Origin of the sequence: Metabacillus bambusae (assembly GCF_017497975.1) — a bacterium.
In the GTDB taxonomy this organism is placed as follows: domain Bacteria; phylum Bacillota; class Bacilli; order Bacillales; family Bacillaceae; genus Metabacillus; species Metabacillus bambusae.
The window spans coordinates 103,799-117,240 of the sequence record NZ_JAGDEL010000021.1; the positions used below are offsets into that span (position 1 = coordinate 103,799).

The following is a 13,442-nucleotide window of genomic DNA, read 5'->3' on the forward strand; positions in this document are numbered from 1 at the left end:
AAGGAACATTTTGAAAAGTATTTCATATATTGACCGTTTTGACGAATCGTACAGAAACAGTTTTTCTTTTTCCCATCGAATAAAAATAAGATTTTCTGAAACAGATATGTTTGGACATATGAACAATACGGCTCCTTTTACATACTTTGAAGATGGGAGGATCGAATTTTTTAAAAAAATTGGCATAATGCAAGCCTGGATGAGTTCAAATGGAGAAAAAATTCCGGTTGTTGCCGATATACAATGTGATTTCATACAACAAGGATTTTTTGATGAAGAAATCACTTTATGTGTGAAAATAAATCGAATTGGAACATCATCTGTTGATTTGCATTACTTAGGAATAAATCAAAACAGGGAGAGTCTTTTTGTAGGGCGAGGAACTGTCGTACAGATTTCAAAGCATTCGGGCAAAAGTGTTCCATGGTCTGAAGAGGAAAAAAAGAGAATGCTCCAATTAGAAGAACCAGAAAATTTGTAAAAAATAGACGTTGTTTTCGATCTTTTCCTTCATCTTTCTGTCACAGTGGCCCTCGGTAACACATAGTATATGTTGACTAAATATATACCCATCTGTTTGATCAGCTCTCACCTTAGCAAGGAGGGTTACAATACTTGAAAGAGAAAGAGTTTCAATCAAAGCCATTACTCACGAAAAGAGAGAGAGAAGTATTCGAATTGTTAGTTCAAGATAAGACAACAAAGGAGATTGCTAGCGAGCTCTTCATAAGCGAAAAAACGGTTCGGAACCATATCTCGAATGCGATGTATACCTAATGCAAAAGGATGACACTAGTTAATTAGTGTCATCCTTTTAATGTGCTAAATCAAATAAGGGATAAAAAGTATTTAAATAATTGTCAGGCTCACCTATGTTCGTACACTTAGAGTAAAACATGTATTCAATACCTTTAGTTTTATTTTGAGCAGTATAATTTAAATAATATTCAATATATGGCAATTTTTTATACATTTGTTTTATTTCAATTTCGTGATCATATGTAACTATCCATTTTCTATTTTTTAATTCTTTTTGAATCTTTTCTGATAATTCCATGTGATCTTTAAATTTATAAAAATTCGTGTATAGGTTAGGACCTTGTTTAAAATATGGAGGATCAAAAAATGTAAATGAATTCCTCGTTCTTTTAATAATATTATCAATAAAGTCTAATGCATCTAAATTATGAATCTCAATCTGATCTTTATGATGAGAAATTAATTTTATTTTATTTATAAGCTTGTTTTTTGGGAATCTACAGTCCATCTGATATTCACTGTTTTGGTTTTTACCGCCGATTACACCAGCTTTTATAATTCCTGATCTATTTGTACGGTTCAAGAATAATGTAGAAAATCCCAATTCTAAAATAGGAGCATTTAACTTATTGTTTTGTATCTCTTTTTGTTGGTACCATTCATCCATTGTAATATCTGTATTTATTATTAGTTGTATAAGCTCATCAGGGTAATTAAGTATAGAATACCAGAGAGCGTATATTGATCTGTCATAGTCATTTATTATAACTCTGCGGACTATACCTTCAATTAATAAGCTAAGTGCTACAGCTGCCCCTCCAGCAAATGGTTCAATATATGTTGTACATTTATTTTTTAATATTAATGGTTTTATATATCTATAAGTCTTATATTTACCACCTGGATATCTAAGTGGAGAATAATTGGACATAATCATCACTCCTATTAAATGATTATAGAATAGAAGAGTGTTTTTTGGCCAGTTAAAAACCTCGACTTTTTAATTGCGCTAATTTTATATCTACTTGGTTTATAAATGTCTCAACAAAGGCCTTAATTTCAGTGGAAGCCCTAATTTCAAAATAGTAATAATTATAGATGCCTGATTGCTCAAAGAAAGACCTATGTGACTTAAACCATTGTTTAAATCTATCTCTGTTTAATTGATTATTTATGATCATTTCATCAAGTTCATTTAAGATATTTTGTGCATGATAATTACCCAAATTCACATTATTTTCAACTGAATACCAAAAATCGTAATGTTCTTCTTCGTATTTAGCCATCTTATATAGAGCCCTAAATAAAGTTGCTTCAGGGCTAAATTCATCAGGTAAAAATAATACATTTTTATGGATATTATTTAATACATTAAAACCTGTGGGTTCTGTTTCTAAAAATCTACCTACCTCAGGCTGCTTATTATACTTGGCATCACCGTCTAAAACAATTATAGTATCTCTAAAGTAGCTGTCTTTTTCAGGGAGGTTAATTAGAGTACTACAACCGATTTGTGATGAGATTAGTTCACATTTTGAAAGAATATCTTGAGTGTCCTGTTTAACTTCTTGGTATATTTTAATTATTTGTTTTAATGCAAATTCAGCTTCATCGTCTTCTAAATAAACCTTTACTTTTGGCATTGAATAATGAATCTCTGAAAAAAGGTCAGCTTTTATAGAACTATATGTGTCTCCACCTCTATAAAAGGGCCTTAGGTTATTTTTAAAATATAAAACAGAATATTTATCTGAATCTCTTTGTTCAAGTTTCAACATTTCTTTAATAATAGTAAGCGAGTGACTAGTAAATATAATTTGTAAATTTAATTTGTCAGCTTGTTCCTTAAGTAATCTTAGCAGTTTTCTTTGTGCGTCGGGATGAAGCGACGCATCTAATTCGTCAATACAAAGAATACCCCCAATATAATCTGGATTTGAAGAAATGTTTTGGAACGACAATAGTGCATTAATAATCCCACTTAAACTGTCTTGTCCAATGGACTGAGTTAAGATATTAGAAAAGTTTGGTTTAACATAAAATCCTGAGTAATTAATTTTGGGCTTAGAAGTTTCGTAGAGTTCATTTGAGTCTCTATTAATTGAACGTGGTAAAACTTTATTATACATATCAATATAACTTTTAATCAGTTCATTTTGATCATGTATATTCTTCCTGTTTGATACCTTAGTAAGATCATCGTTTGTAGATTGTGATTCACCGAAGGGGAATAATCTACTTACGCTTACAAAATAAGTTGGTAATGGTATTCTAGCCGATTCAGAAATACCAGTTTTTTGCTTGATATCTTTAGCAATTGCTTCATTTTGAATCCCATCAAAATTTACAGTCCTAGGAACAAGTTTTAGATGTTTTTCATTGGGATGTGAAGTACGAACTCTTTTAAAGACTTCGGTATCTTTATATAGGTATTTAAGTGTAACTTCATAAAAGTCTTCGGATTTCCTAGTATCTTTATGTTCATCCTTACTTAAAATAAAATAATCTTTAAATTCTGGGTGAAAATCTTTATTACCTAGTGTCTTAAAAACTTTCGTTCCAGAACCATTAGCTATTAAACCTAGCAATGTGGACTTACCGATACCATTTGCACCAGAAATTAATGTTAATCTTGATGGGATTTCAATATATAGATCTCTGAACTTTCTAAATTGTTTTACATTTATATGCTCTAACATAATTAACTCCTATTTCTATATCGAATTATTTGATTTTACATCGTCACTATTTACACCAAGTAATCTTCGGTTAGAAGTAAATTGAATGAAATTAATATTCTCCTTTGGAATTATTGCCTTTTTTTCAGAAGTAACATCAGGTTCTTCACCAATTAAAATGTTATTTCCGTATGTTGTTCTATAGAAATACCAATTATTTATTTTCGTACCATCTTTAAGTACAATATTAATTTTGATTTCTTCATGAAAAACCTTTAGGGAGAGCTTAAATACAGATAAATATACCAACCAATAGAATGACATAAAAAGTGGGAAAATAAACATAGAAATCTGAATGAGATTCAGTGTTGGAAATTTCTCAGTACCTTGAATTATTTTTATTGGTTTAATTTCAAGCACCTGAAAAAATTCAGCAATATATGTTGATGATAAGATAACTAAAAAAAGAATATATCCATAGATTAAGAGAAAGCTTACTCCTACCAACAAAATACCTATAAATTTAAAAGGAAAACTTATAATGAAACTAAGGTACAAAATCCTTAGTTGTTTTACATTAAGTATTAATACAAGGGCTGCTCCAATTAGGCCAATACATATAACAAAAAGGCTAAATCCAGAAATTAAATCATTATCCAAACTTACTAAGAATGATCCGATAAAAAAACTGGTGAAACTAAGAAGAAATACTGATATATTACTTAATAATGCGAGTTCCTTTTTAATAAGTAATTTTTCTATCTTTGTTGATTTAATGAAAGAAGATAAATAAATTAATAATATAAATGCTAAAAGGATAGAAAGAATTTTAATATCTAATTTTGATAAAAGTGAAAAAATTTCCATAATATTCTCCTTATTCCAACCATTCAATACTCCCAACCTTATTCCTTACCGGACCAACCCCATCAACGCGGTGATGATAAATCAATTCCAACCTATAGCGAGCAAACTCTTCAGTAACGACGAAATGATCGGCAATGTCCGAAATGAAAACAGCTTCTTCTGCAGCTGCAGCATAAATGTTTTCAATGAAACGAGATGGCATGAGAAGATAAGCTGACATCCTTTTAGCCTGGGCTTCCGTTTTAGCAACAAGAGCACCGTCAGCAGCAACCTGTGAAATATGATGAGAATAGCAATGACAAAACTCTTCGGCTAAGATTATCCGTTTTTCGATATGATCAAGACCAGGACGAAGGTAGATGGTACCACGTCGGCCCTTTGGTTTAGGCACAGTAAATGCCTTTAGGTCACCGTGATACAACTCGTTCCAGTCGTCATCATCGAAATAGTGCTTGTCCAACGGTTTAATCTTAATACCAAATCTTCTGCAAATTTCATACATATCTATTTCATCTGCATATTTGAAAGGAAAGTGGGATAGGACTTTATTAGCTCGTTCTTCCCACATATCAGTTGTCTCTATAGGTAGTAATTGACTTAGTTGCATTAGATTCACTGCTTTCAATAGTAAAATCGTTTTATGAATTAGGTGTCCACTTACTTAATTGCAAATAATTCACAGTCCAGGGTCTAAACAAATCGCCTTAGAGGGCGACTGGTACTATTATTCAATAGGAATAAACTTTGCTGGTGCCGCTAGTTCAATTTGATCTCCTTCTTCTGCAAAGAATACATATTCTTTTTCACCATAATCACCACCAAGAATTGTGTTGACCTTCAAATCACCGTATGAACTATAAACAACAAAATTCCCACTATTACCAACAGGAACTGCTTTATACCTACTTGTAGGTATATCAGTACCAACAATGAAATTTCCTGCACTTAATTGCTTAGGCGCATCTTCTTTTTCTTTAATTTGACCAGTTACACTTGCTAGCTCAGTTTCCTTAGATTTGATATCAGTATTTAAAGTTTCAATTTCACTTTTCTTTGTATTCACTTGGTCACTTAGACTATTAATCTCATCTTCTAATTTAGTTTTATTTGTTTCAAAATCCTTAGCTTCGGCAAGAATCGCTTCATTTTTAGTTGTTTCCTCAATTAGTCCTAAGAGTTTTTGACGCTGTTCTTCAACCTTAGCTTTTTTTTCTTGTAGTTCTTCTTCTTTACCTTCGATCTCATTTAACAACTCATCATACGTAACTTTCTTTTCACTTAAAGGTACCTTAGCTAAACTATAACCGACATTATATGATATAAAGATGATTGCAATTGCACCAGCAATGACCCAAGTTACTTTGGATTTCAGTAATTTTTGTAGGTCAAAATTCCTTTTTCCCTCTTCGATTTTCAAAATAGCATCCCCTTAAAAATAAATAGTTAATCTTTACTTAAATAGTATTAGTTAATATTTACTATAATGTATGTAAAAAATTATTGAGAATTACTTACTAATCCTCAATAATATCATCGTCTTCATCATCATCCTCAAGGTCTTTTTTGATAAATTCCCACATTTTAATAAGTTGTTTAATTTTCTTTTGTGGATTAGTTGAAAGGTCATGGAAGAGAGTTGGATGTTTCTTGATTTCTTCCAAAACTTTCAAATCGTCTGGAGATATAAGGATTTCATCTTTAATATCGTATTTGATAGAAGAACCTTCTTTTCCAGTAATCAAATAGTCTGTCGTTACATTATAAAAGTCAGCTAATTTACCTAGCATCTCTGAATCAGGCTCGCTTCTTCCAGTTTCATAATGGGATAAACGAGCTCTTGAAATACCAATTTTTTTAGCTGCTTCTTCTTGAGGAACTTTTCCTCGAAGTTTTTTTAATCTTTCTCCAAGCATAGGGGAATCCCTTCCTAGTAACAGTTTTATAGTTACATTATAGATACAAATTGTATCTAAATAAATAAATGATAAAAAATGTATCAAAAAATAGTTGACGATACAAAACGTATCATTTATAATCAAGTCATAAGGTGATACAAAACGTATCAAAAGTGGGGTGAGTGCAATTGAGACAAAGGCTTGTCGATGAACGACTTAAAAGAAAATTTACACAAAAGCAAGTCGCTGAAATGCTTGATATATCTGAAGTATATGTAAGGAAAATCGAAAAGGGTCTACGTAATCCAGGTAGGGAAACGATGTTAAAGTTTGAACAACTATACGGTGTTCAGGACAGAAAACTTTTTCCCGATCTTTTTCAGGTATCTATTGATACAAAACGTATCAAGGTGATTTAACATTAGGAGGTGATCAAAGTGAACCTAGAACAAAAAGTAATCGAACTTGAAAAACGTGTTGCTGATTTAGAAAAGCAGGTCGCCGCGGCAACGACGTCCAAACCTGAAATCGATTGACAAAGAGCAGCTGAATTAATGGTAGCTAAATCTCAGAAAAGAAAGCGACAACATGGTGTAGCTTATTAATCTTGCATCTTGTTTTCGTAAAAGCTGATTATTCCTTTTACAAGTTCATCGGTATAACGCTCGTTGTGAGCACGCGCAGATTCAATTCGTTTATCGACATAATTGAAGAAGTCTGCATCTGAAACTATTTTTGAAGTGTCAACTTTGATTTCTTCTTCATATTTTGGAGAAACTTTTCGAAATGCATGGTCAGAGATCATTTCAAAGGATTTTTCATTCATTTTCACACCTCCTTCCATTCAACAACAACGTTCGACACGGAAGAGGAAAATCCTGCCAGTAGGTACGTCGTGAACAACATCGATGAATTACTCCGTCAATCAGAATTAAGAACCGATATCTTAAGAATCGCTAATGATTTGAATAGTGATGCTGATTACTCAAAAGAAGAAGCTGCTCAAGAACTTCTTAATTTACTGTATAAACACAATCTTTAGGTCAGTCCTACTGTCCACTTTGCATAGTTTTAGTTGAGGTGATAACCATGAGCAAGAAAGAAAGTCCTCTAAAAATTGGAAAAGAAACATACGGCACGATGAAAATCGAGGAAGCTTTCAAAAAAGCTCTGGAGCCGTATTTCACCCAAAACAAAAAGATACAGATAAGAGTTAAGTAATATTTTTGGCTTTACCTCTTTTTGAGGGACGAGCTGTTAAGGAGCTGATCAAATGAACGAATTACAACGTATTTTTGATTTCCAAGGTCAAGAATTAAGAATGGTAATTCAAAATGATGAACCTTGGTTTGTAGCAAAAGACATATGCGACATTCTAGACATCAAAAATCCTTCTGATGCACTAAAAAGGTTAGAAGAAAATGAACGGGCTAGATTCAATCTAGGTCGTCAGGGCCAAGCAAATATCATCAATGAATCAGGCCTATATGAATTAATCTTCGCGAGTCGAAAGACGGAAGCGAAAATGTTCAAAAAATGGGTTAAGCAAGACGTACTTCCTTCTATTAGAAAGCATGGAGCTTACATGACCCCACAAACAATAGAAAAAGCAATTACAAGTCCTGACTTCCTAATCCGACTGGCTACCAACCTTAAACAGGAACAAGAAGCTAGGATGCTTGCAGAAACAAAATTAGAGAAACAACAGCCTTTAGTAAATTACGCAATAACATGTATGGCCAGTGAAAAAGCACTTCTTGTCAGAGAAGTAGCAAAACTTGCAACTAAGCAAGGAATTGTTATTGGTGAAAGACGACTCTATCAAAAATTAAGAGAGTGGAAGCTTATTTTCGCTAATAAAAATGAACCTTACCAAGAATACCTTGATCGCGGATACTTCGAAATTTCACAAGGCGTAAAAGAAAATGCAGGAGGGACTCATGCTTGGTTAACGATGCGAGTTACACCAAAAGGTCAAGCCTACATATTCGATCGTATTAGAAAAGAAAACTCTAAGGTTTCTTAACTCATATTAATAGATTAGCAAATTATACCTATCTAGGTGGTAGAAGGGGGGTGCGTAAATATGAAAATTGGTAGAGCTGCACAAGAAGTTAAATCAGCTAGAGAAGAGATTGGAAGCACTCAATTAGAAATTACTTTTGATGATTATTTCGGTTCCCGTGAATCCATATCACAACAAGAAAACGGTCGGTACCAGGTACAACCAGAACTCACTAAGTACTATGCAGAAAAACACAACAATCCTTTTCCAGCCATACAGGCAGCACACGAATACACAAGTTGGGGGATTGCAAAGTTAAATGGTGAAGCAGTTGATCTACATAGAACGAGTGTCTCGTTAAAAACAAAAGAAGAATTAAAAGAGGCATTAGAAGCTGTTTCAGAAGCAAATAAAAAAATAACCGTTAACCCACAGAGTATTGATCAAAGAGATATCAAGGCAATCGAAACAGCTATTCAAGAATGTATCGATGCAATAACAGCATTAACACATTACGTTGCAGTACTTTGTAAGGAATACGGTATTTCCTGGATGAAAATGTGGACCCAACATAAGTTGAAGCTAATCCAAAGGAGGTTTGTGAAGCAATGATTAATGATCAGACTTTGTTTTTAGGAATGTCAGTACTTGTTTTAGTCGCTTTGATGTTCGGTTTTATGTTAGGTGCAAGAGAAAGAAATGAACAAAAAAAATAGCAGCAAGCTCTTCCGAAGCCCACTGCCAAAATTAATGTTTGAATAAATTTATTTTACCACTCATTTCGAGTGATGGCAAGAACTCTCGTTCTCGTCATTGAGTCTTAGCAACGGAGGTTCATCGTCCCCCTGGTGCTTCCCTGCTAAGGCTGAATGATGCGAATGAGCATCAAAAAAGCCCACTGGGTAGAGTGAGCTTTTGGGAATCCATGAATATGAAAACTTACATTTATTCTAATGGATTCCTCTAAATAATTCAAATGGAGGTTGAAGGAAAATGATCGAAGTACCATTCAATGAATCTGATCAACGTCGTTTATCCCTAGTTGGTGGACAGATCACTATTAAACCTAGTGGTATACCAGTATTCCAATTCAGGTCTAAAGAGCAATTTAATCTGCTCGCTTCATTAAAAAACTTACAAAACGGAGGTAAATAGCATGCAACAAATTAAATTATGGAAGCTAGAACTTAAAAACTTCAAAGGAGTTCCAAGCTTTACATTAGATTTACAAGGAGAAAATGTAAAAGTTTACGGTGATAATGCCACTGGAAAAACCACATTATTCGATGCATTCATTTGGCTCTTGTTTGATAAAGACAGCCAAAATCGTAAAGATTTTCAAATCAAAACACTTAGTAACGGTAAAAGCCTTCATGGTCTAGAGCATGAGGTTGAAGGAATATTTCTAATCGATGATAAGCAATTAGCTATACGAAAAGTATTTGCTGAGAAATGGACCAAGAAACGTGGAGCTGCACAATCAGAATTTAGTGGCCACACTACAAATTATTACATCGATGGAGTACCAGCTAAGAAAAAGGAATTTGCTGATAAGGTAGCAGATCTAGTTGAAGAAGATATTTTTAAATTATTAACTTCACCATCCTACTTCAATGAACAATTACATTGGCAAAAACGTCGTGAAATCCTTTTAGAAATCTGTGGTGATATAACAGATGCTGAAGTAATTGCTAGTAATGTGAAATTGTCTAAGCTTCCTAATATCTTAGGTAATCGAAGCATCGAGGATCATAGAAAAGTCATTGCTGCTAAACGTGCCGAGATCAATAAAGAACTTGACCGTATTCCAATCAGAATCGATGAGGTTCAACGAACAATACCAGATATATCAGAACTAAATGAACAGGAAATTCATGATGAGATTACTTTCCTTAAAAATCAAGAGAATGATAAAGAACAAGAATTGCTTGGTATTCAAAACGGTTCAGAAGTAACCGAGAAACAAAAGCAATTACGTGAAGCTGAAATGGAATTGCTTGATATAAAAAATGAGCATCAACAAGCAAATTATAGCAAGACTAATGAAATACAAAAGCAAGTATATGAGGTTAAGGGTCAGCTAGACTCTTTAAAGCATAATAGCCAGCTTCAACAAAGAGAACTTGATTCATTTCGTAATATGGCCAACTCAAAAGAATCTCAGGTATCTGATCTTAGAAGTAAATGGGGAAAGGTAAACACTGAGACATTTGAACAACATCAAACTTCATGCCCTACATGTGGACAAGACTTACCAACTGAACAAATTGAGGAATCAATTAGCCGTTTTAACCTTGAAAAAAGTAAGAAATTAGAGAGTATTCAATCCCAAGGTAAGCAAATGGCAGATGAGCTTAAAAATGTTAAATCTGAAATCGAGTCTCGAGAAGTTGCTCTTGAAATGCGTAATAAAGAATTCGCTGAAAAAGAACTTGAACTTCAAAAGGTACAACAAGATTATGAAGCAACCAAATCAACTGTATCTGATGTCACACAATCACCTGAATATCAGACTAAGCAAAAGCAAATTGAAGTAATTAAACAATCAATTAGTGAATTACAACAATCTTCATTTACTGCAGCTGAGACGGTAAAGCAATCGATCAACGGCTTTAAAACAGAAATTGCAAAATTGGAACAAGATAAAGCAAAGTTTGCTCAGGTTCAAATGGTCGAAAAACGTGTATTAGAGCTCAAAGATCAAGAAAAAGAGCTTGCTAAAGAATTTGAAGAGATCGAACAACAGCTTTTCCTTACAGAGGAATTTATTCGTACAAAGGTAAATTTGCTCGAGGGAAAAATTAATTCTAAGTTCAAATATGCTCGATTCAATCTGTTTAAAACGAATATCAACGGTGGTCTTGAAGAGATATGTGAAACAACATTTAATGGTGTTCCTTACTCTGGTGGATTAAACAATGCGGCACGTATCAATGTCGGACTAGATATTATTAATACTCTTTCAGAGCATTACAAGGTATCTGCACCGATCTTTGTTGATAACAGTGAGGCTGTTACTTCTCTTATAGACATTGATTCACAGGTTATTAGCTTAATTGTTTCAGAGGCTGATAAGAAGCTTAGAGTCGAGTATCCAGGACAATTGAATAAGGAGGCTATCTAATGAGTAATCAAAACCAATTAGCAATGGTAAAGAAGGACACAGTAGATGTAGTTGCAGCTAAGGTGAAACAATTTCAGGAGAATGGAGAGCTACATTTTCCTGCTAACTACAGTCCAGACAACGCAATGAAAAGCGCGTGGTTAATGCTACAAACTATTAAAACAGGTAAAAACGACGGATATCGTCCAGCCTTAGAGGTTTGTACGAAAGACAGTATTGCAAACAGTTTACTAGATATGGTTGTCCAAGGGTTAAATCCTGCTAAGAAACAAGGCTACTTCATCGTTTATGGAAAGCAACTAACTTTTCAACGAAGTTATTTTGGAACTATGAAAGTAACCAAGGATGTTACCGGTGCGAAAAGCATTGATGCAGCTGTTATTTATGAAGGTGACGAAGTTGATTATGAAATGGTTAACGGACGTATTACAAATCTTAAACACAAACAAAAATTCGGAAATATAAATAAGGATAAGATTTTAGGCTCTTATGCAATTATCGATCTAGGAGAAGGAAATGTTTATACCGAGTTAATGACAATTGATGAATTGAGACAGGCTTGGAGCAAGGCTCAGTTTTGGGGAGATAACCAAACAGTAGAGAAAAAGGGAACTACACATGATGAATTTAAGCAGGAAATGGCTAAGAAATCGGTTATTAATCGTGCTTGTAAGAAATTCCTTAACTCTAGTGACGATGGAAGCTTAGTCATGCAACACGCAAATAACTCTTCGGATCTATCAGAAGAAGCGCAAGTTGAAGAGGAAATCAAAGATAATGCTAACTCTGAAATTATTGACATTGAATACAGTGAAGTTAATGAGGAAGTTGAAGAAAAACAGCCTGATCAACCACAACAAAAGCAAAGCGCAATGGACCTTGAGGATCCACCATTTTGATTGAGGTCACAGCATTAGCTTCTAGTTCGAAGGGGAACTGTTACCGCGTTACAGACGGCCATACGCCCCTTCTTCTGGAATGCGGTATCAACTATAGGGAGATTCAAAAAGGATTAGATTTTAAAATGTCTGAGGTTGCTGCTTGCTTAGTAACACATGAGCATGGCGATCATTGCAAAGCCATTAAGGATGTTATGAAAGCCGGAATTGATTGCTACATGTCAGAGGGTACAGCAGGAGCGATTAATGTGCAACATCATCGAGTCAAGAAGGTTAAAGCTAAACAACAGTTTCAGATCGGTACATGGACCATATTACCGTTTGATGTTCAGCATGATGTATCCGAACCATTAGGTTTTTTACTAGAAAATCAAGCAGGAGAGAAGCTTTTATTCGCTACAGATACTTATTACATTCGATACAAATTCAAAGGCCTTACACACCTTCTAGTGGAGTGTAACTACTCCTTAGAAATTCTTAATGAAAACATCATAAATGGTAAAGTTCCACCAGTAATGAAAAAGCGCCTTATACGCTCACATTTTAGCCTAGAAAACGTTAAAGTCTTTCTAAAGGAAAATGATCTATCGAAGGTGCAAGAGATCTGGTTGCTTCATTTGAGTGATTCAAACAGCAATGCTGATCTATTCAAGAAAGAAATTATGAAACTCACAGGGAAGGTCGTTTATGTCCCAGGATAAAGTTGAAGTTGATATTTTGCTAGAACACTACTATTGGGCAAAAGATGCACCAAATAAAAAAGAGTATTTCACTAACTTAGTCGATGGTTATATAGAGGTTTATTTTCCTCATTTGGAGTTAGTAACTATCAAAGGTATGAAGGCCATCTGTAAAAAGAAATGAGATACCAAAGAGGAGGCGAGGTGATATGTCCAAAGAAGCATATTACTTTTCACACGACAGCAATGCGAGACATGACCCTAAAATTCTTTCAATGAGAAGTGTATATGGATCAGAGGGATACGGTTGGTATTGGATCATTATCGAGATGTTAAGGGAACAAGAAAATCACAAAATTGAGATTACAAAATACGTGTGGAATGCACTTGCAATGCAAACGCAATGCAACGCAGATGCAATGCATAGCTTTGTAGAAGATTGCATAAAAGAGTTTAAATTGTTGCATTCGGACGGTGAATTTTTCTGGTCAGAATCACTTTTAAGAAGAATGGAATTTAAAAGTGAAAAGTCAGA

At 34.0% G+C, this 13,442-nt stretch carries 20 protein-coding genes; 13 read left to right on the top strand and 7 right to left on the bottom strand.

Annotated elements, in window-relative coordinates:
- Nucleotides 1-10 precede the first annotated feature (10 nt).
- Both I7822_RS21980 and I7822_RS21985 read left to right on the top strand, forming a co-directional pair.
- A complete protein-coding gene (locus I7822_RS21980; protein WP_207981211.1) occupies nucleotides 11-481 on the top strand; it encodes an acyl-CoA thioesterase in 471 nt (156 codons plus the stop codon).
- Nucleotides 482-615: 134 nt separating this feature from the next.
- Nucleotides 616-777 (top strand): helix-turn-helix domain-containing protein, encoded by a 162-nt coding sequence (locus I7822_RS21985; RefSeq protein WP_207981212.1) that lies wholly within the window; start codon nucleotides 616-618, stop codon nucleotides 775-777.
- 37 nt (nucleotides 778-814) lie between these two features.
- Here I7822_RS21985 and I7822_RS21990 read toward each other — a convergent pair whose 3' ends face one another.
- From I7822_RS21990 to I7822_RS30500, 6 genes are all read right to left on the bottom strand, one after another.
- Nucleotides 815-1,690 carry a DNA adenine methylase gene (locus I7822_RS21990; protein WP_207981213.1) on the bottom strand — a complete coding sequence of 292 codons (876 nt, stop codon included), beginning with the start codon at nucleotides 1,688-1,690 and terminating at the stop codon, nucleotides 815-817.
- Between the two features lie 52 nt (nucleotides 1,691-1,742).
- Nucleotides 1,743-3,458: an AAA family ATPase gene (locus I7822_RS21995; RefSeq protein WP_207981214.1), complete on the bottom strand. Its 1,716-nt coding sequence runs from the start codon at nucleotides 3,456-3,458 to the stop codon at nucleotides 1,743-1,745.
- A gap of 15 nt (nucleotides 3,459-3,473) precedes the next feature.
- Complete coding sequence (locus I7822_RS22000) at nucleotides 3,474-4,304, bottom strand: hypothetical protein (RefSeq protein WP_207981215.1); 831 nt, start codon at nucleotides 4,302-4,304, stop codon at nucleotides 3,474-3,476.
- Nucleotides 4,305-4,314: 10 nt separating this feature from the next.
- Nucleotides 4,315-4,911, bottom strand: coding sequence for an ImmA/IrrE family metallo-endopeptidase (locus I7822_RS22005; protein WP_207981216.1), 597 nt, complete (start codon nucleotides 4,909-4,911; stop codon nucleotides 4,315-4,317).
- Between the two features lie 117 nt (nucleotides 4,912-5,028).
- Complete coding sequence (locus tag I7822_RS22010) at nucleotides 5,029-5,721, bottom strand: coiled-coil domain-containing 22 family protein (protein WP_207981217.1); 693 nt, start codon at nucleotides 5,719-5,721, stop codon at nucleotides 5,029-5,031.
- Nucleotides 5,722-5,818: 97 nt separating this feature from the next.
- Nucleotides 5,819-6,217: a helix-turn-helix domain-containing protein gene (locus tag I7822_RS30500; protein WP_207981218.1), complete on the bottom strand. Its 399-nt coding sequence runs from the start codon at nucleotides 6,215-6,217 to the stop codon at nucleotides 5,819-5,821.
- Nucleotides 6,218-6,387: 170 nt separating this feature from the next.
- On the opposite strand from I7822_RS30500, the gene I7822_RS22020 reads away from it, so the two are divergent.
- On the top strand, nucleotides 6,388-6,618 hold the full coding sequence (locus tag I7822_RS22020) for a helix-turn-helix transcriptional regulator (protein ID WP_207981219.1): 231 nt from the start codon (nucleotides 6,388-6,390) through the stop codon (nucleotides 6,616-6,618).
- Between the two features lie 182 nt (nucleotides 6,619-6,800).
- On the opposite strand, the gene I7822_RS22025 is transcribed toward I7822_RS22020, so the two are convergent.
- Nucleotides 6,801-7,025, bottom strand: a complete 225-nt coding sequence (locus tag I7822_RS22025; protein WP_207981220.1) for a hypothetical protein — start codon at nucleotides 7,023-7,025, stop codon at nucleotides 6,801-6,803.
- Nucleotides 7,026-7,094: 69 nt separating this feature from the next.
- Between I7822_RS22025 and I7822_RS22030 the strand changes: the two genes are divergently transcribed.
- From I7822_RS22030 to I7822_RS22070, 10 genes are all read left to right on the top strand, one after another.
- Nucleotides 7,095-7,241 (top strand): hypothetical protein, encoded by a 147-nt coding sequence (locus I7822_RS22030; RefSeq protein WP_207981221.1) that lies wholly within the window; start codon nucleotides 7,095-7,097, stop codon nucleotides 7,239-7,241.
- A gap of 47 nt (nucleotides 7,242-7,288) precedes the next feature.
- Nucleotides 7,289-7,420 carry a hypothetical protein gene (locus tag I7822_RS30315; protein WP_279382009.1) on the top strand — a complete coding sequence of 44 codons (132 nt, stop codon included), beginning with the start codon at nucleotides 7,289-7,291 and terminating at the stop codon, nucleotides 7,418-7,420.
- Between the two features lie 52 nt (nucleotides 7,421-7,472).
- Entirely contained in the window at nucleotides 7,473-8,225 is a 753-nt protein-coding gene (locus I7822_RS22035) for a BRO family protein (protein ID WP_207981222.1), read from the top strand.
- A gap of 60 nt (nucleotides 8,226-8,285) precedes the next feature.
- A complete protein-coding gene (locus tag I7822_RS22040) occupies nucleotides 8,286-8,816 on the top strand; it encodes an XRE family transcriptional regulator (protein WP_207981223.1) in 531 nt (176 codons plus the stop codon).
- 381 nt (nucleotides 8,817-9,197) lie between these two features.
- A complete protein-coding gene (locus I7822_RS22045; protein ID WP_207981224.1) occupies nucleotides 9,198-9,359 on the top strand; it encodes a YjzJ family protein in 162 nt (53 codons plus the stop codon).
- A 1-nt stretch (nucleotide 9,360) separates the two neighbouring features.
- Entirely contained in the window at nucleotides 9,361-11,328 is a 1,968-nt protein-coding gene (locus I7822_RS22050; protein ID WP_207981225.1) for an AAA family ATPase, read from the top strand.
- A complete protein-coding gene (locus tag I7822_RS22055) occupies nucleotides 11,328-12,227 on the top strand; it encodes a recombinase RecT (RefSeq protein ID WP_207981226.1) in 900 nt (299 codons plus the stop codon). The genes I7822_RS22050 and I7822_RS22055 overlap by 1 nt, the downstream gene beginning before the upstream one ends.
- Entirely contained in the window at nucleotides 12,224-12,928 is a 705-nt protein-coding gene (locus tag I7822_RS22060) for an MBL fold metallo-hydrolase (protein ID WP_207981227.1), read from the top strand. The genes I7822_RS22055 and I7822_RS22060 overlap by 4 nt, the downstream gene beginning before the upstream one ends.
- Nucleotides 12,915-13,091 (top strand): hypothetical protein, encoded by a 177-nt coding sequence (locus tag I7822_RS22065; protein WP_207981228.1) that lies wholly within the window; start codon nucleotides 12,915-12,917, stop codon nucleotides 13,089-13,091. The genes I7822_RS22060 and I7822_RS22065 overlap by 14 nt, the downstream gene beginning before the upstream one ends.
- Before the next feature lie 25 nt (nucleotides 13,092-13,116).
- Nucleotides 13,117-13,442 (top strand): Lin1244/Lin1753 domain-containing protein (locus tag I7822_RS22070; RefSeq protein ID WP_207981229.1); only part of this gene is annotated, 326 nt, incomplete at its 3' end.